Origin of the sequence: Leisingera sp. M527 (assembly GCF_025141525.1) — a bacterium.
Classification (GTDB): Bacteria; Pseudomonadota; Alphaproteobacteria; order Rhodobacterales; family Rhodobacteraceae; genus Leisingera.
The window spans coordinates 2,844,082-2,860,436 of record NZ_CP081037.1 but is presented as its reverse complement, the minus strand read 5'-3'; the positions used below and the strand labels follow the sequence as shown (position 1 = coordinate 2,860,436).

The window sequence follows — 16,355 nt, the reverse complement described above, 5'->3', positions numbered from 1 at the left end:
GAATGCCGTATACCTGATTTATTTACTCAGCTATGTCAATCCGAGTTTTTTAGTAGGGAATAATTTTTGCGATGACAGAAGAAGATAGAGGAACAGAAAAGGCCGCCCAATGGGCGGCCTTTCAGAATTCTATGTGCAACGGATTAGGCGCGGGTGCCGGAAAAACGCGCCTGCCAGTCTTCGCGCTGCTCGTCGGTGATCTTGGCAAACAGCACCTCTGGCACGGTGAAGCTGTGGCCTGCGGGCAGGGCGGACAGGGCAGCCGCCGCATCTTCGGGCCAGTTGCGGTCGTCCGAGTTCATTGCTGCCATCAGCGTGTCTGAGGCCTGGGGGATGAAGGGGGCCGACAACACCGCGTAAAGCCGGATCAGGTTCAGGCCCAGACGCACCTGTGCGGCGGCGCGGTCGGGGTCGGTTTTGAACACCGACCAGGGTGCTGCGGATTGCAGGTATTCGTTGCCGGCAACCCAGATCGCCCGCAGCTCCTGCGCCGATTTGCGGACCTCCATTGCTTCCATGTGGCCTTCATAGGCGCGGATGCGGGTGGTGAGTTCAGCAATCAGCGCCTGCTCCTGTTCGCCGTATTCGCCGGCTGCGGGAACTTCCTCGCCGAACTTGGAACGGCAGAACTTGGTGATGCGGCTGACGAAATTGCCCAACACGTCCGCGAGGTCCTTGTTCACCGACTGCTGGAAGTTCTCCCAGGTGAACTCGGAATCGCTGCTTTCCGGCGCGTGGGACAGCAGCCACCAGCGCCAGTAGTCTGCGGGCAGGATCTCCAGCGCCTGATCCATGAACACGCCGCGGCCCTGGCTGGTCGAGAACTGGCCGCCATCGTAATTCAGGTAGTTGAAGGACTTCAGGTGGTCGACCATCTTCCACGGCTCGCCGGATCCCAGAATGGTGGCCGGGAACGACAGGGTGTGGAAGGGGACGTTGTCCTTGCCCATGAACTGGACGTATTTGACGTCCTCGGCGCCCTTGTCGGTGCGCCACCAGCGCTGCCAGTCGGCGTCGGTCTTGCCATTGGCCTCGGCCCATTCGCCAGCAGCGGCGATATATTCGATCGGCGCATCAAACCAGACATAGAAGACCTTGCCTTCCATGCCGGGCCAGTCCGCGCCGCCCTTTTTGACCGGCACGCCCCAGTCCAGATCGCGGGTGATGCCGCGGTCCTGCAATCCGTCGCCGTCATGCAGCCACTTCTTAGCGATCGAGGTGGTCAGCACCGGCCAGTCGTGTTTGCTGTCGATCCAGGCGTCCAGCTGGTCCTTCAGCTGCGACTGGCACAGATACAGGTGTTTGGTCTCGCGCACTTCCAGATCGGTGGAGCCGGACACGGCGGAACGCGGGTTGATCAGGTCGGTGGGGTCCAGCTGCTTGGTGCATTCCTCGCACTGGTCGCCGCGGGCGCGCTCATAGCCGCAGTTGGGGCAGGTGCCCTCGATATAGCGGTCGGGCAGGAAGCGGCCGTCAGCATTGGAATAGACCTGTTTTTCGGTCACTTCGCGGATCAGCCCGGCCTCGGCCAGCTTGCCGGCAAAATGCTGGGTCAGCGCGTGGTTCTGCGGGCTGGAGGAGCGGCCGAAGTGGTCGAACGACAGCGCAAAGCCCTTGGCGATCTCCGACTGGACGGCGTGCATTTCGGCGCAGAATTCCGCGACCGGCTTGTCCGCCTTGGCGGCGGCCAGCTCAGCCGGGGTGCCGTGCTCGTCGGTGGCGCAGAGGAACATCACCTCATTGCCGCGTCCGCGCTGGAACCGGGCATAAAGGTCGGCCGGCAGCTGCGAGCCCACCAGGTTGCCCAGATGCTTGATCCCGTTGATGTAAGGGATCGCGGAGGTGATCAGAATGCGTGCCATGCTATCCATCCAGGTAATGCGTCAAACGCCCGTCTACCGCATGGCGCAGGCGGCGGAAACCCCGGCTGCGGTTTTCCCTGAAAATTGGAGAACCAGCGGCAGTTCCCGCTTGAACTGAACAGGGGGCTGGCGCACTCATTGGTTGCGAAAATCTGTTTCAAACCCTTGAAAGTTCACGAGGGCGTTACCATCTGCATTGTATACCAATGCATACAATTAGGAGCCGCCCATAGGTGTTTGACTTTCTTCTCGATGGCGCATTTGCGCCGTTCACCCTTGCCCTGGCCCTGTTGGGCGGACTGGCAGTTCTGGAGCTGCTGGCGCTTTTGCTGGGCGGCAGTCTGATCGGCAGCGATGGCGACGCAGGGCTGGACGCGGCGGATGGCGCGGAAATCGGGGCGTTTCCGGATGCCGGCGACCTGGGTGATCTTGGAGATCTGGGAGGCGTTGACCTTGCGGATCTGGACGGTGTGGACGCGCCGGACAGCGCCGGTGCAGCTGATGCCTCGGGCGGTCTGGCGTCCTGGCTGGGTCTGGGGCGGATGCCGGCGCTGATCTGGCTCGCGGCCTTGCTGATGGGCTTTGGCCTCAGCGGTATTGGCCTGCAGATGGTGCTGACGTCTTATCTGGGCTTTGCCGCACCGGCCTGGATGGCGGGGCTGCCTGCCGGCGCCTTTGGCCTGTGGTTCGCACGCGGCTTTGGCGGGATGTTTGCCCGGCTGCTGCCGCAGACCGAGACCGAGGCCTTGTCGGTGCGCAGCCTGGGCCGCCGCCGCGGGGTGATCACCCAAGGCACCGCCGCGCAGGGCCGCCCTGCCGAGGTGCGGGTCACTGATGGCTATGGCAATGCCCATTACCTGCGCGCCGAACCTTTTGCTGCGGGCGAGGAGCTGTACCAGGGCACCGAAGTGCTGGTGATGCGCGACCGCCGCAAGGACCGGTTTGTGCTGATCCCTCTCTCGGACTGACTTGTCCGAACAACCGAAACCAAAACTCACAAATCCAATTATCCAAGGGAGTATTCCGCATGGAATTTCAATTCCTGCTCATCGTCGTGGCGAGCATTCTTATCTTTCTTCTCATCTTCGGCCTGGTTCTGGGCCGTCTCTACCGCCGGGCCACCCGTGAAATCAGCCTGGTGAAAACCGGTGCTGGCGGCAAAAAGGTCATCATGGACGGGGGCACCATTGTTGTGCCGCTGCTGCATGAGGTCAGCCCCGTCAACATGAAAACCCTGCGCCTGGAAGTGAAGCGGGACGGTGACGCCGCGCTGATCACCCAGGACCGGATGCGGGTGGATGTGGGGGTGGAATTCTACGTCTCGGTGATGGCAACGGCTGAGGGCATTGCCCGCGCCGCGCAAACCCTGGGCGACCGCACCTTTGACGTCGAACAGCTGCGCGAGATGATCGAGGGCAAGCTGATCGACGGCCTGCGTGCTGTGGCTGCGCAGATGACCATGGACGGGCTGCATGAAAAACGCGCCGATTTTGTGCAGGAGGTGCAGAATGCAGTCTCTGAGGACCTGTTGAAAAACGGTTTGTCGCTGGAATCCGTGTCGCTTACCGCATTGGACCAGACCCCGTTTGAGGCGCTGGACGAAAACAACGCCTTTAACGCCGTTGGCATGCGCAAACTGGCCGAGGTGATCGCCCAGTCCAAAAAGGAGCGTGCGCAAATCGACGCGGATACCCAGGTCTCGGTGCGCCGCGCCGCGATGGAGGCCGAGCGTCAGCGTCTGACCATTGAACAGGATGAAGAGCAGGCCAAGATCTCGCAGCTGCAGCAGATCGAAACCATGAAGGCCGCGCAGGAGTCCGAAGTGGCGCAGCGGCGCGAGGATTCGATGCGCGAGAGCGAGCGTGCGCGGATCGCACGTGAAGAGGCCATCCGCTCTGCCGAGATCGAACGGGAGCGCAAGATCCGCGACGCCGAAATCACCAAGGAGCGCGAGCTGGAGGTTGCAGAACAGGAACGCCAGATCATCATTCAGCAGAAATCCGAGGAAGAGAGCCGCGCCCGTGCGTCGGCGGATCTGGCGCGGGCCGAGGCCACCAAGGCAACCGAGGCGGTGGCAACCGCCCGTGAAGTGGCCGAGGCCGAGCGCCAGAAGCAGATCACGCTGATCGAAGCCACCCGCGAAGCCGAGCGTCAGGCAACTGGTATCCGTCTGGCGGCCCAAGCCGAAAAAGACGCGGCTGCGGACCGTGCCGAAGCGCGCCGTGAAGAAGCCCAGGCCGAGGCTGATGCGCTCAACATCCGGGCCGAGGCCAAGAAGAACGACATGCTGGCCGAGGCAGAAGGCAAACGCGCAATTGTTGAATCCGAGAACGCGCTGTCGGCTGAGCTGATCCGGATGAAGATCGACATGGCGCGGATCGAGGCGATGCCTGCGATAATCTCCGAGATGGTGAAGCCGGCCGAGAAGATCGACTCGATCAAGATCCACCAGGTCAGCGGTATCGGCGGCAGTGCGCCTTATGCGGCGGCTGGGGCCGGCACCGGCGCCGAGAAACCGGTGGTCAATCAGGCGCTCGACTCGATCATGGGCATGGCGGTGCAGATGCCCGCGCTGAAGAAGCTGGGCGAGGAGCTGGGCCTGTCGATGGAAAACGGTGTCAGCGGTGTGGCCAGCCAGGCGCTGGGTGTTGAGCCGGAGGCGGTTGAAGGTTCTGATGTGCCGCGGCTGAATGGCGCTGCGGCAGGTCCGGCGCCAAATGACGCCGCGGCTGAGAGCTGATTATTCAGCTTCCTGGAACATCAAAAGGGGCCGGAGTTTTCCGGCCCCTTTTTCTTAAGCGTAAACAGATCCTTAAAGGGTCAATGCTGCTGCCGGAATGTTTCGCGCGCGAAACAATCAGGCAGAGATGCTGACCTGTTTCACTGCCTCCCGCGCGAGCGTTTCAGCAGGCGGCCGATAGTAAAGGACGTACGCGGCGCATAGACATAATTGGTGCGTTCTTCGGGGGTCGGGCGCACTTTCATCCGGCTAAGGCCAAAGGCGATCAGCAGCACATGGCCGCAGGCCACATAGGCAAACAGGGCAGGCGGCCCGTAAAAGCTGATCAGCGTTGAGGAGACATAGGGGCTGGCAATGGCGCCCAGGGCAAAGAAGAACATCAGCGCTGCTGCCAGTTCCACCCGCTCTTCCGATGTTGCAAAGTCGTTGGCGTGCGCGGCGGAAACCGAAAAGATCGGGAAGGTGGTGAAGCCGAAGAACCCCGCCGCCAGCATCACCCCCAGGGTGCCGGTGCCGCTGGCAGCCATGGTGACAGCGCAGCTGACGATGGCAGCCACGGAAAGCCAGATCAGCACCCAGCGGCGGTCGTATTTGTCGGCCAGCCAGCCCATCGGGTATTGCGCCAGCGCGCCGCCCAGCACAAAGGCGGCGAGGAAAAAGGCGATCTGGCCGATTTCCAGGCCGACCTCCTGGCCATAGACCGGGCCGACCATCCGGAACGAAGCCGAGCTGAGTGCCGCCACGATCACCCCCGCCACCGCCAGCGGCGAACAGCGCCAGGCCAGCTTGGGGCGCAGCCGCGGCGCATCGGGGGTTTCCGGCTGGCTGGCCTTGGTCAGGGTCAGGGGCAGCAGCGCCGCACAGCAAATCACGGCCAGCAGGTTGTAGGAGATATAGACCGCTGGCGGCAGCACCGCGATGATCAGCTGCGCCGCCAGCGAGGCGCTCATATCGGCAATCCGGTAGGTGCCCATGGCGCGGCCGCGGTTCTCGTTGGTGACCTTGGCGTTGAGCCAGGCCTCGATCACCGTATAGGCGCCGGCCACGCAAAGGCCGGAGGCAATCCGCATCGCTGCCCAGGCATAGGGATTTTCCGTCAGCGTATGACCCAAGAGCCCCATCGCCCCCAGTGCTGTGCAGACCGCAAAGGCGCGGGAATGGCCGACATTGCCCATCAGCCGCGGCGCCCACCAGCAGCCGATGAAGAAGCCAAAGAAATGGGCCGAGCCGAGCAGGCCGATCTGCTCCTTGGTGAAATTCAGCGTCAGGCCCGAGATAGCATCGAGCGGGCCGACGCCTCCGGTCGACAGCTGCAGCAGGATGACAGAAAGAAACAGGGCGGCAAAGGAGATGATCAGGCGCATAACGGCCCGACCATGACAGGCTGCGGCGGCATTGCCAGCCGGTTTCCGTCATTGCGGTGTCGTATTCTTGCGCGGCGGTGTTTTTCGGCACCGGGCGCGGCCCCGGGGGTCAGCCCGCCTGGCGGATCCGGGCCTTGATGGCGAGGGTGACCCGGTCGGCGACCAGATCCGGATAACCGGTGGCGCCAAAGGCCGCGCGGCTGAGACTGCCGCTGAGATGCACGTCGAGTTCGCGCAGATCGCTGGCGGCGGTGCCGGGCCGGCGGTAGAGCGCCGCCTGCAAGGTCAGCGGCCGGGTGGTTCCGCGCAGGGTCAGTTCGCCGCCGATCTGCGCGCCGCCTGAAAGCCGTCCGTCAGGCCCGAGGCGGACGCCGGTGGAGCGGAAACGGATTTCCGGAAAGCGCGCGGTGTTGAGCACGCCGGGGCTTTTCAGCGCCTCGGTGGCAAAGATCAGCCCGGTCCGGGCGCGGCTGGCGTCAAGCGTGATATCGGCCTGGCTGCGGGCCAGGTTCTGCGGATCGATCCGGATGCGGGCGGCGCGGACCGGGATCCGCCCCTGCTGCGGCTGGCCGCTGAGCCGGAAGGTAAAGCGCACGTCGGTGGCATCGGGAATGAGGCGGTAAGGCAGGATCGCTGCGGGCAGCCTTTGCGGGGCTAGCAGGCTGGCCGCAAGGCAGGCGATCAGGCTCCGCCGGTGCATCCTGTGATTGCTCATGGGGGCTTCTTCTCCGGTTGCATAGCGCTTTTACATGGCGTTTCCGATGCCGCACCTTGAGCTTATCCGGATTTTCCGCCGCAGGCTGCTCACTTTCGCGGGGGGAGCCTGTGACGCGGCGGCGGGCTCCCGCCAGGCATCAGCTTTTTGGCAAAAGCCTCTGCCTGTTGGGCCCGGCACCGGGCATAGCCCGGTGCCGGGCCCAAGGCCGCTAAGGCGGTACTGGCGCAGCCAGGCCCGCCTGCGGGCGCGGGAGGGCATCGTCAAGGCACTGGGGCTCGTCTTGGGCGTACGGGGCTGCGGTGCGGGTGGCAGGGCGGCACGAAGCAGAGCGGAGCAGGCAGCTGCCAGCGGCCTGGGTGATCTGCCAGCCGCGGGGCGGCAGGGTGCGGGCGCGCAGGCGCTGCAAGGTCCAGCACTTCCGGGTCTTTGCTGCGCCATCCCCGGCCGGGCCGGGCGGGGGGCTGTGTGCAGGCACGTCAGGGGGCAAGAGATCATGGGGCAAAGGGGGATGGGCAGGCGCCAGGTGCCAGCGGCTTTCGATGCCCTGGGCGCCGCCTGTGCCGGGGGTCAGCAGCAGGCCCAACGGCGCCGGGCCGAAGCGCCCGCCTGCCTCTGCCGCCAGATGCAGCCGCCGCACCGGGGTGATGGCGGGCGGCTCAGCCAGTTCTGCCACCACCAGCGCCGCAGCACCGCTGCGCAAGGCTTCCTCCATGGCCCAAAGCTGATCCTCGGCCCGGGCGGCCTGTACGAACAGGAAGCGGGCGGGGCTGGCAAATTCCGCTATCCCGTCCGGGTTCAGCTGCTTGCCGCCCTGCGGCGGCGGCAGCCACAGGACCGGCCCCGGCGCGATGTCCTGCGCGGCGGCGGCCAGCCACAGCGCAAAACTGCCGCGGGCAGGGCCGCAGGCCTCGTGCACGCGGCCATGCTCCAGCGCAACCTCCTCCATCACGGACAGGGCCGGGCGGGATCTGTGGCGGCGGCGGGTGAGCAGGTGAGTCGGCATGAGAACAACATGACATGTTCCCGCTTTGTTCTCAAGTGCTGAACCAGGCTGGGCTTATGGCAGGCCGGGCTTATGGCGGGCCGGTACATGCCGTCAGGCCAGGGCAAGCGTGTCCTCCAGCGCTTGGAAGAAGCCGGCTCTGGCATGTTTCTCGATCCATGGTTTGTGGCCGCAGCGCTGTAGCAGGCGAAAGGTGAAATCCGGGAGGAGGCCCCGCAGCGGCAGTTCCACGCCTGTTGCCGGGTGGGGGTCATGATCACCGTGAAGGGCTGCGACCGGGCAGCGGATTTTTGCAACCGCGCGCAGGAGTCCGCCAGAGCGCCGCATCCGGGCCGCTTCCGGCCAGACGCCTTCGAAAATGCTGCGGTCAAAGGCGATGGGTGCAGGGCGAAGCCCGGCAGGCGCATAGGCCTCGGCTTTTTCAAGCAGCTCCAGCGCGCGCTCCAGGCCCTCGGGGGTATCGAGACCGGATCCGCGGAACAATGCGCTCAGCTCCTGCCATTCCGCTGGCGGCAGCCGGGACTGCCGGGCTGCTTGTATGCCTGCGGAAAATTCATCCGAAAACGGCCCGCTGCCAATCAGCACCAGTTTCGAGACCCGCGCCGGATGCCGGGCTGCCAGCAGGCAGGCCAGCCAGGCGCCCCAGGAAAATCCGATCAGAACCGCCGGGCCGCCACAGGCGGTCTCCAGCTGCTGCCGCAATTCGGAAATCTGTCCGGCAATGGATGCTTCCGTTTGCAACAGTTCCAGCACGCCATAGCCGCGGGTTGCCAGCTCTTGGGCAACCGGCGCCATTTCTCCGGCCGCGCCGGGGCCGCCATGCAGCACGGCAACCGGAAAAGGCGGGCGGCCATGCCGCCGGATGGTCTCGATGGCAGGCTTCACTGCATACGGCCCCGGCAGGTCTTAACCCTCGCGGGGGACAACCGGGCCGCCCTGTTTGGCCCATTCGGTAAAGCCGCCCTCCAGATGCACCACCGGTTTCAGACCCATCTCAATCGCGGCTTTGGCGCTGAGGGCTGAGCGCCAGGCGCTGGCGCAGTAGAACACATAGGTTTTGTCCTGGTTGAACACCGGTTTGTGATAAGGGCTGTCCGGGTCGATCCAGAATTCCAGCATGCCGCGCGGGCAGGAAAACGCGCCGGGGATCATGCCGCTGCGCTGCAGCTCGCGGATGTCGCGCAGGTCGATGAAGACGTAATCCTCGTCCAGAACCTTCTGCTTGGCCTCCTCGACAGCCATGGTTTCCACCAGGCTGTTTGCCTCGGCCAGCAGCGCCTTGACGCCCTTGGTTATGGTCTGTGGCATCGGGTATCCTTTCCTTAAGTTGCACAGAGGCTGGCCGGTTTGCCGCCTATGTGCAAGCGGCTTGCACTTCCCGGGCAGGGCCTTAGGGTCGCAGGCAAATCCAGGACAGGGGAGCGCGCGGCATGAAACTGAACCCATTGGGACGCACCGGCATGATGGTGTCCGAACTGTGCCTGGGCACGATGACCTTCGGCACCCAGACGCCGGAGGCCGAGGCCCATGCGCAGATCGGCCGGGCGCTGGAGGGCGGCGTGAACTTTGTTGATACCGCCGAGATGTATCCGGTGAACCCGGTAAGTGCGGAGACCCTGGGAAACAGCGAGCGGATCATCGGCAATTGGAATGCGCAGACCGGGCGGCGGGGCGAGTACATCCTGGCCACCAAGCATTCCGGCGCGGGGATGCAGCATGTGCGGGACGGGGCGCCGATTTCGTCCAGGACTATTGCGCCCGCAATTGAAGCGTCGCTGAAGCGGCTCAAGACCGATTACATCGACCTCTATCAGTTCCACTGGCCGAACCGGGGCAGTTACATGTTCCGGCAGAACTGGAGCTATGATCCGTCCTCCCAGAACCGGGAAGAGACGCTGGCCAATATGGAGGATTGCCTGGAGGCGCTGCAGCGCGAGGTGGAGCGCGGCACCATCCGCGCCTTTGGCCTGTCGAACGAGAGCGCCTGGGGCACGGCACAATGGCTGCGCATCGCAGAAGCGCGCGGCGGGCCGCGGGTGGCCTCAATCCAGAATGAATACTCACTGGTCTGCCGGCTGTATGACACCGATCTGGCAGAGCTGAGCGTCAATGAAGACGTGGGGCTGATGGCGTTTTCGCCGCTGGGCACCGGGCTGCTGACCGGCAAGTATCAGGACGGGGCGGTGCCCGAAGGCTCGCGCAAAGCCATCAATCCGGAACTGGGCGGGCGGCATTCGCCGCGGGTCTATAACGCTGTGGCGGCCTATCTGGAGATCGCCAAGCGGCACGGGCTGGACCCGGTGCATATGGCGCTGGCCTGGTGCCGCACACGGCCGTTCATGGCTTCGGCGATCTTTGGCGCCACGCATCTGCCGCAGCTGGAGCATGCGTTGAAATCGGTGGAACTGGAGCTGGGCCAGGAGGTGGTGAATGAGATCAATGCTGCGCACCGGGCGCATCCGATGCCGTTTTGAGCGGCGCATCGGGCGGGGGCTCCCGCCCAGTCTGCGGGCATTGACATGCCCTTGGCCGGTTGGGCCGGGCGCTGCTGCGCAGCGCAGGAGGTCCGCTGAGAGGCGCTTTAGGGGTGAGGCCCGTCGGGGAACCGTCCGGGGGACGGTTTCAGGGCCGAACGGGCGGCGCCCATGCCCTGAAACGCCATTGCAATTGTATTCAAGAATTGCGCGTCAAGAGTGAACGGTGCTGCGCGGCCCTGGACCCGCGAGGCCGGGCTGCCGGTCAGTGCGCTGTAGGCCTTGCCTGTTCCTGGCGCAAATCGCGGGCAGAGGTGCCGTGGGCCGTGCGGAAGGCGCGGGCAAAGCTGGATTGCGAGGTGAAGCCGGTGGCGATGGCCACCTCCATCAGCGGCAGGTCGGTGTCGGTGACCAGACGGCGGGCTTCGGCGAGGCGCAGCTGCAGGTAGTGGTCCTGCGGCGTGGTGTTGAGCCGCAGGCGGAACTGCTGCTGCAGGCTGCGCGGGCTGGTGCCAAGGGTCTCGGCAAGGGCGCTGAGCGGCAGCGGTTCGTCCAATGCGGCCTCCATCAGCGCGTTGGCCTTGGCTGTGAGCGCATTGTGCTTGTGGCCGCCCAGGCGGCTTTGCGGCCGCGGTTCTGCGGCGGGGCCATCGTAAAGGAACAGCCCGGCGACGCGGGCGGCAAAGCCGGCACCGTGGCGGGCGCCGATGATGTGCAGCATCATCTCAATCGCGGGGGTGGCGCCGCCGGAGGTCAGGCGGGCTTCGGAGACGGTGAAACGGTCGTTGCGGACGTCAACCTCGGGGAAGCGGCTGGCGAAGTTTTCCAGATCCTCCCAGTGGTTGGTGGCAGGATGGCCGTCCAGCAGCCCGGCCTCGGCCATCAGCCAGGGGCCGCCGTCGATGCCTGCGATTGCGGCGCCGGTGGCGGCGATGCGGCGCAGGCCTGCCAGCAGGCTGGGGGTGGCGTGGCGCGCCAGCTGAAAGCCCGCCACAACGATCAGCAGCTCGCAGCCCTGCAGCCGGGCCAGTGGAAAGCTGGGCACGGTGAGACCGCTGGTCAGCATCGGCGGCTCGTTCGTGGCGCTGACATAATCCCAGTCGAAGGCCGCGCGCCCGGCCAGCCGGTTGGCGGCGCGCATCGGGTCAACGGCAGCCGCAAAGGACAGCGTGTTGCATTCATCCAAGACCAGTACCGCGGTTTTCAGCGGCTGATGCTCGGGCTGCAGGATGTTTTTTGCGGATTTCATCAACTTCGATTCGCCTGGTGTAAAGTTCAGGCCCAAAGGCTGCGGCAAGGTTGCCCATAGCGCAAATCAGAATCTGGGGAAGAGCCTGGGGATAACCCGCGGCAAAACCCTGTACATTGAAGGGAAAAGCAAAATGCCTCTGGAAATGAACCGGGACGTCTTTATCACCTGTGCCGTGACCGGCTCTGGCGGCACCCAGGACCGCAGCCCGCATGTGCCGCGTTCGCCTGCGCAGATCGCCGACAGCGCCATTGCCGCGGCCAAGGCCGGGGCCGCTGTGGTGCATTGCCATGTGCGCGATCCGGAGACCGGCGCGCCAAGCCGTGATCTGGCGCTGTACCGCGAAGTCACCGACCGGATCCGCGATTCTGAGGTCGATATGGTGCTGAACCTGACCGCCGGCATGGGCGGGGATATGGTGTTTGGCAGCACCGAAAGCCCGCTGCCGGTGAACCCGGCGGGCACCGATATGGTTGGCGCCACCGAGCGGATGGCGCATGTGGCGGAATGCCTGCCGGAGATCTGCACGCTGGATTGCGGCACCATGAACTTTGCCGAAGCCGATTACGTGATGACCAACACGCCCGGCATGCTGCGGGCAATGGGGCAGATGATGACCGATCTGGGGGTGAAGCCCGAGATCGAGGCCTTTGACACCGGCCATCTGTGGTTTGCCAAGGAACTGGTGAAGGAGGGTATTCTGGACAGCCCCGCCCTGGTGCAGCTGTGCATGGGGGTGCCCTGGGGGGCGCCGAATGATCTGAATACTTTCATGGCGATGGTCAACAATGTGCCCGGCGATTGGAACTGGTCGGCGTTCTCCTTGGGGCGGGATCAGATGGCCTATGTGGCAGCGTCAGTTCTGGCGGGCGGCAATGTGCGGGTCGGGCTGGAGGACAATCTGTGGCTCGGTAAGGGTCAGCTGGCGGAGAACTGGCAGCTGGTGGAGCGGGCTGGCACCATCATCGAGAGTATGGGCAGCAAGCTGATGGGACCGGCGGAGGTGCGCGAGAAGCTGGGGCTGACCAAGCGCGCGCCGGCGGCGAAGTAAGCGGGGTGCAAGGGGGGGTGACACGCGTGCACCGTCTGTACACCCCCTGTGCACCGGGCGGCGCAATTCTGGATTGCAACCGACGGGGAAATGGATAATTTGCATGCATGATCTTCTTTCCGTTCTTTGCCGCTTCGATCGTTTCGCTGACCGCCTTCCTGCAATCGGAGGCCGCTTGGTGGAAAGGACCGCTGGCGGCACTGGCGCTGTTCTTGGCCGGGTTCGCAATTGCGATGGGCATTCCGGAGGAGATGCTGGCAAGTACGGTTCTCCCGCCGGTGATCGGTATCGCGGTCGGTACTTGGCTTGGTGCCGGAGTTATTGGCCTGGGTTCGGGCCTGGCTTTGGTCCTGCGGAAGTTTCTGTCGCCGGGGCGGATAGCGGGCGCCGCCTTTTTGTGCGGTTTTCCGGTGTTCAGCATCCTGCCGTTTCTGATCTAGGGCAGGTTTGTCAGCGCTTCCTATTCAGCGCACTTACACTCAGCAGAAAAACAATGCCGCCTGCCAGTCAGCGGGCGGAAAAGTCATGCGCGTTCAGGCAACGCGCGCCGCTCGTGCGATCCACGAGCCAATGATTCTCGGAGAATGAAACCATGAAAACAGCAGCAATCATCGGCGGCGGCGTAATCGGCGGCGGCTGGGCCGCGCGGTTCCTTCTGAACGGCTGGGATGTGCGGGTCTTTGACCCGGACCCGGAGGCGGAGCGCAAGATCAGCGAAGTGCTGGGCAATGCGCGGCGCTCCTTGCCCGGCTTGGGCAATGTGGCGCTGCCGGCAGAGGGCAGCCTGACGTTCCATGACACCATTGCCGAAGCCGTGGACGGCGCGGAGTGGGTTCAGGAGAGCGTGCCGGAGCGGCTGGATCTGAAGCAGAAAGTCTATGCGCAGTTGCAGGCTTTTTGCGCACCGGATGCTGTGATCGGCTCTTCGACTTCCGGCTTCAAGCCGTCGCAATTGCAGGACGGGCGCGAAGCGCCGGGGCAGATCGTGGTGACGCATCCCTTCAACCCGGTCTACCTGCTGCCGCTGGTGGAACTGGTCACAACGGCGGCCAATCCGGCAGGTGTGATTGAACGGGCCAAGGAGATCATCTTGGGGCTGGGCATGTACCCGCTGCATCTGAAAAAGGAAATCGACGCGCATGTGGCCGATCGTTTCCTGGAGGCGGTCTGGCGCGAGGCGCTGTGGCTGGTCAAGGACGGCATTGCCACCACCGAGGAGATCGACAACGCCATCCGCTACGGCTTTGGCATCCGCTGGGCGCAGATGGGGCTGTTTGACACTTACCGCGTTGCGGGCGGCGAAGCGGGCATGAAGCATTTCATGGCGCAGTTCGGCCCTTGCCTGTCGTGGCCCTGGACCAAGCTGATGGATGTGCCCGAGTTCAATGACGAGCTGGTGGATCTGATCGCAGGCCAGTCGGATGCGCAATCCGGCCATCTGCCGATCCGCAAGATGGAGCAGATCCGCGACGACAATCTGGTCGGCATGATGCGGGCCCTTGGCAACAACGACTGGGGTGCGGGTGCGCTGCAGAATGCCCATGACAAGGGGCGTGAGGGCGAAGCCGGGCTGGTAAGTTCGGTTGCGGATCTTGAGGACCTGAGCCAGCCGGTGCTGACCCAAAGCCGCGTGGTGCCGCTGGATTGGACCGACTACAACGGCCATATGACCGAGAGCCGGTATCTGGATGCCTTTGCGCAATCCACCGACCGGCTGATGATGATCATCGGCTGCGATGCGGACTATATCGCCAACGGCGGCAGCTATTTCACCGCCGAAACCCATATCCGCCACATCGACGAGGTGCATGCGGGTGATCCGATCCAGGTGCGGACGCGGGTGATCATGGGCGCGGGCAAGAAGATGCACCTGTGGCACGAGATGTATTCCGGTGAACGGTTGCTGGCGACCGGGGAGCATATGCTGCTGCATGTGGATCTTGCGACCCGCCGCTCGGCCCCGCCTGCGGCGCATATCGAGGCCAATTTGGCAAAACTGGCTGAGGCGCACGCCGTCTTGCCCGCGCCAGAGGGGCTGGGCCGCGCGATTGGAGCGCCGAGATGAGTCCGGACCGGGTGAGCCGGGTTCTGGTCACGGCCGGCGGCTCCGGCATCGGCCGGGCCATGGCCGAGGGCTTTGCCGCTGCCGGGCATCAGGTCTGGATCACGGATGTGAGTGCTGTCAGCCTGTCGGATGTTCCGGAGGGCTGGAGGGCAACGGCAGTGGATGCCACCGACGAGGCCGGGGTCAAGGCGCTGTTTGAAGAGATCGCCGGGGAGTGGGGCGGGCTGGATGTGCTGTGCGCCAATGCAGGTGTTGCCGGGCCGACCGCGCTGATTGAGGATATCGCGCTGGAGGATTGGCGCAAATGCGTGAGCGTCAACCTGGAGGGCTGCTTTCTGGCGGCGAAATATGCAGCGCCTTTGATGAAGGCAGCGAGGGCCGGGTCGATCATCGTGACGTCTTCGACCGCTGGGCTGTACGGCTATCCCAACCGGGCGCCGTATGCTTCGGCGAAATGGGCGGTGATCGGGCTGATGAAGACCTTGGCGATGGAGCTTGGCCCTTTTGGCATCCGCGCCAATGTAATCTGCCCTGGTGCAGTGGAAGGCCCGCGGATGGAGGGCGTGCTGGAGCGCGAGGCGGCAGCCAAGGGCATGACCCGCGATCAGGTCTATGATGGCTATGCCTCTGGCACCTCGATGCGGTCCTTTGTCGAGGCGCGGGACATTGCCAATATGGCGGTGTTTCTCGGCTCGGATGCGGCGCGGCTGGTGTCGGGGCAGGTGATCGCGGTGGACGGCCATACCGAGAACCCGGATCCGAAACTGTGAGGCGCGCCCCTGGCGGGGCGCGGGCTGCTGGTGGCTCAAGATGCTGGCGCATCTTGAGCCTGGGCGCCCCTGCGGGGCGCGGCCCGGCCTTTGGCCGGGCCGGCTGTGAAGCGCTTGCTAACCGCTGATTGCCGCCCGCAGCGCCCGGAGCCGCCCTGGCAATTGCCGCGCTGTAATGTCCGCCTCGCGGACCAGATTGTCGAAATGACTGGTGAAGGTCGCGATCCGCTCTTTGTCGCGAAAGGCCAGATAATGCGTGCCGGCATAGAACACGCATAGAAGCGGGCCGAAGAGCGTAACCGGTGCCGAGTAAAGCCGCTTGGCATCAAACAGGTAGATGCGCAGGCGGGGGTAGAGCTGCTCGCAGAGGCGCTCGAATTGCTGCAGCTGTTCCAGCCGGATCGCCAGCGGCAGGCCTTCGTAGTATCCTACGCCATGGGCAAAACTGTCGAGCTCATAGAGCGGCATGGCGATTTCATAGTCCGAAGGCGACTGGCGCATCCAGGTGAGGCGGTCCTCGGAGGCGCCGATGGCCTGATCGGCGGTGCGGCCCAGATGCGGCGCGTATTCCCATTCCAGCAACGCGCGGGTTTTCAGCATATCGGGCAGGGCGGCGGGCACATGGCGGATCTTGTAGCCGAGCGCCTCCTGATGCCATTCAAAGATCCGCTCATCCACCAGCGCACGGGGGGCCTCGCTGAGGCTGAGGCTGGAGGCCAGCAGTTCCGCCGCACTTTCGGGCCGGTCCGAGAGGCTGAGGAGCCAGTCGGCAGAGACCCCAAGGGCGCCTGCGCAGGCGCCGACCACATGGGCGTTCGGCAGCCGCGCGCCCTCGTCCGTCAAAAGCTGCGATATGGTTGATCGGTCGACGCCAACGGCGCGGGCCAGGGCGCTTTGGCTGAGGCCGCTGTCGCGCAGCGCCCGGTTCAGTCTTTGCCGGAACTGTGCGGCCCGCACCCGTTTGTCGATATTTTCTATCATATGTTTGAAATTATCACATCTGCTGGATTTTGTTAACCGCATTCGGAATTCTGCACAGCTGCGGTCCGGGGTAGTTTG

15 protein-coding genes are annotated in these 16,355 nt (G+C 64.5%); 7 read left to right on the top strand and 8 right to left on the bottom strand.

Going from position 1 to position 16,355, the window contains the following annotated elements; translation table 11 throughout:
• Window positions 1–143: 143 nt before the first annotated feature.
• Window positions 144–1,862 (bottom strand): methionine--tRNA ligase, encoded by a 1,719-nt coding sequence (gene metG, locus K3555_RS14315; RefSeq protein WP_260005848.1) that lies wholly within the window; start codon window positions 1,860–1,862, stop codon window positions 144–146.
• Between the two features lie 233 nt (window positions 1,863–2,095).
• Between metG and K3555_RS14310 the strand changes: the two genes are divergently transcribed.
• Window positions 2,096–2,830, top strand: a complete 735-nt coding sequence (locus K3555_RS14310) for a YqiJ family protein (RefSeq protein ID WP_260005841.1) — start codon at window positions 2,096–2,098, stop codon at window positions 2,828–2,830.
• A 59-nt stretch (window positions 2,831–2,889) separates the two neighbouring features.
• Complete coding sequence (locus K3555_RS14305) at window positions 2,890–4,602, top strand: flotillin family protein (protein WP_259994284.1); 1,713 nt, start codon at window positions 2,890–2,892, stop codon at window positions 4,600–4,602.
• A 140-nt stretch (window positions 4,603–4,742) separates the two neighbouring features.
• On the opposite strand, the gene K3555_RS14300 is transcribed toward K3555_RS14305, so the two are convergent.
• The 5 genes from K3555_RS14300 to K3555_RS14280 form a co-directional block, all read right to left on the bottom strand.
• Complete coding sequence (locus K3555_RS14300; protein ID WP_259986313.1) at window positions 4,743–5,966, bottom strand: MFS transporter; 1,224 nt, start codon at window positions 5,964–5,966, stop codon at window positions 4,743–4,745.
• A gap of 109 nt (window positions 5,967–6,075) precedes the next feature.
• The gene (locus K3555_RS14295) at window positions 6,076–6,681 is read right to left on the bottom strand and encodes a YceI family protein (protein ID WP_260005839.1); all 606 of its coding nucleotides are present in this window, start codon (window positions 6,679–6,681) and stop codon (window positions 6,076–6,078) included.
• A gap of 211 nt (window positions 6,682–6,892) precedes the next feature.
• Entirely contained in the window at window positions 6,893–7,687 is a 795-nt protein-coding gene (locus tag K3555_RS14290) for a hypothetical protein (RefSeq protein ID WP_311199984.1), read from the bottom strand.
• 93 nt (window positions 7,688–7,780) lie between these two features.
• Window positions 7,781–8,572 carry an alpha/beta fold hydrolase gene (locus tag K3555_RS14285; protein ID WP_260005834.1) on the bottom strand — a complete coding sequence of 264 codons (792 nt, stop codon included), beginning with the start codon at window positions 8,570–8,572 and terminating at the stop codon, window positions 7,781–7,783.
• A gap of 21 nt (window positions 8,573–8,593) precedes the next feature.
• The gene (locus K3555_RS14280) at window positions 8,594–8,995 is read right to left on the bottom strand and encodes a rhodanese-like domain-containing protein (protein ID WP_129371620.1); all 402 of its coding nucleotides are present in this window, start codon (window positions 8,993–8,995) and stop codon (window positions 8,594–8,596) included.
• A gap of 122 nt (window positions 8,996–9,117) precedes the next feature.
• Here K3555_RS14280 and K3555_RS14275 point away from each other — a divergent pair, with 122 nt between their 5' ends.
• Window positions 9,118–10,161 carry an aldo/keto reductase gene (locus K3555_RS14275; protein ID WP_260005833.1) on the top strand — a complete coding sequence of 348 codons (1,044 nt, stop codon included), beginning with the start codon at window positions 9,118–9,120 and terminating at the stop codon, window positions 10,159–10,161.
• A gap of 265 nt (window positions 10,162–10,426) precedes the next feature.
• Here the strand turns inward: K3555_RS14275 and K3555_RS14270 are convergent, their stop codons facing one another.
• Window positions 10,427–11,410, bottom strand: coding sequence for a GlxA family transcriptional regulator (locus K3555_RS14270; RefSeq protein WP_260005831.1), 984 nt, complete (start codon window positions 11,408–11,410; stop codon window positions 10,427–10,429).
• Between the two features lie 133 nt (window positions 11,411–11,543).
• On the opposite strand from K3555_RS14270, the gene K3555_RS14265 reads away from it, so the two are divergent.
• The 4 genes from K3555_RS14265 to K3555_RS14250 all read left to right on the top strand — a co-directional run bounded on the left by K3555_RS14265 (window position 11,544) and on the right by K3555_RS14250 (window position 15,296).
• Window positions 11,544–12,461: a 3-keto-5-aminohexanoate cleavage protein gene (locus tag K3555_RS14265; RefSeq protein ID WP_260005830.1), complete on the top strand. Its 918-nt coding sequence runs from the start codon at window positions 11,544–11,546 to the stop codon at window positions 12,459–12,461.
• A 107-nt stretch (window positions 12,462–12,568) separates the two neighbouring features.
• Window positions 12,569–12,901, top strand: coding sequence for a hypothetical protein (locus K3555_RS14260; protein WP_260005829.1), 333 nt, complete (start codon window positions 12,569–12,571; stop codon window positions 12,899–12,901).
• Between the two features lie 152 nt (window positions 12,902–13,053).
• Complete coding sequence (locus K3555_RS14255) at window positions 13,054–14,526, top strand: carnitine 3-dehydrogenase (protein WP_260005828.1); 1,473 nt, start codon at window positions 13,054–13,056, stop codon at window positions 14,524–14,526.
• Complete coding sequence (locus K3555_RS14250) at window positions 14,523–15,296, top strand: SDR family oxidoreductase (RefSeq protein ID WP_260005827.1); 774 nt, start codon at window positions 14,523–14,525, stop codon at window positions 15,294–15,296. Before K3555_RS14255 ends, K3555_RS14250 begins: the two co-directional genes overlap by 4 nt.
• A gap of 117 nt (window positions 15,297–15,413) precedes the next feature.
• On the opposite strand, the gene K3555_RS14245 is transcribed toward K3555_RS14250, so the two are convergent.
• Entirely contained in the window at window positions 15,414–16,277 is an 864-nt protein-coding gene (locus K3555_RS14245) for a helix-turn-helix domain-containing protein (RefSeq protein ID WP_259986297.1), read from the bottom strand.
• Window positions 16,278–16,355 lie beyond the last annotated feature (78 nt).

Coding starts and splice junctions, on each gene's coding strand:
- K3555_RS14245 (WP_259986297.1), bottom strand. CDS start 16,277: ATGATAGAAAATATCGACAAACGGGTGCGGGCCGCACAGTTCCGGCAA.
- K3555_RS14290 (WP_311199984.1), bottom strand. CDS start 7,687: ATGCCGACTCACCTGCTCACCCGCCGCCGCCACAGATCCCGCCCGGCC.
- K3555_RS14295 (WP_260005839.1), bottom strand. CDS start 6,681: ATGAGCAATCACAGGATGCACCGGCGGAGCCTGATCGCCTGCCTTGCG.
- K3555_RS14270 (WP_260005831.1), bottom strand. CDS start 11,410: ATGAAATCCGCAAAAAACATCCTGCAGCCCGAGCATCAGCCGCTGAAA.
- K3555_RS14280 (WP_129371620.1), bottom strand. CDS start 8,995: ATGCCACAGACCATAACCAAGGGCGTCAAGGCGCTGCTGGCCGAGGCA.
- K3555_RS14255 (WP_260005828.1), top strand. CDS start 13,054: ATGAAAACAGCAGCAATCATCGGCGGCGGCGTAATCGGCGGCGGCTGG.
- K3555_RS14300 (WP_259986313.1), bottom strand. CDS start 5,966: ATGCGCCTGATCATCTCCTTTGCCGCCCTGTTTCTTTCTGTCATCCTG.
- K3555_RS14250 (WP_260005827.1), top strand. CDS start 14,523: ATGAGTCCGGACCGGGTGAGCCGGGTTCTGGTCACGGCCGGCGGCTCC.
- metG (WP_260005848.1), bottom strand. CDS start 1,862: ATGGCACGCATTCTGATCACCTCCGCGATCCCTTACATCAACGGGATC.
- K3555_RS14275 (WP_260005833.1), top strand. CDS start 9,118: ATGAAACTGAACCCATTGGGACGCACCGGCATGATGGTGTCCGAACTG.
- K3555_RS14305 (WP_259994284.1), top strand. CDS start 2,890: ATGGAATTTCAATTCCTGCTCATCGTCGTGGCGAGCATTCTTATCTTT.
- K3555_RS14265 (WP_260005830.1), top strand. CDS start 11,544: ATGCCTCTGGAAATGAACCGGGACGTCTTTATCACCTGTGCCGTGACC.
- K3555_RS14260 (WP_260005829.1), top strand. CDS start 12,569: ATGATCTTCTTTCCGTTCTTTGCCGCTTCGATCGTTTCGCTGACCGCC.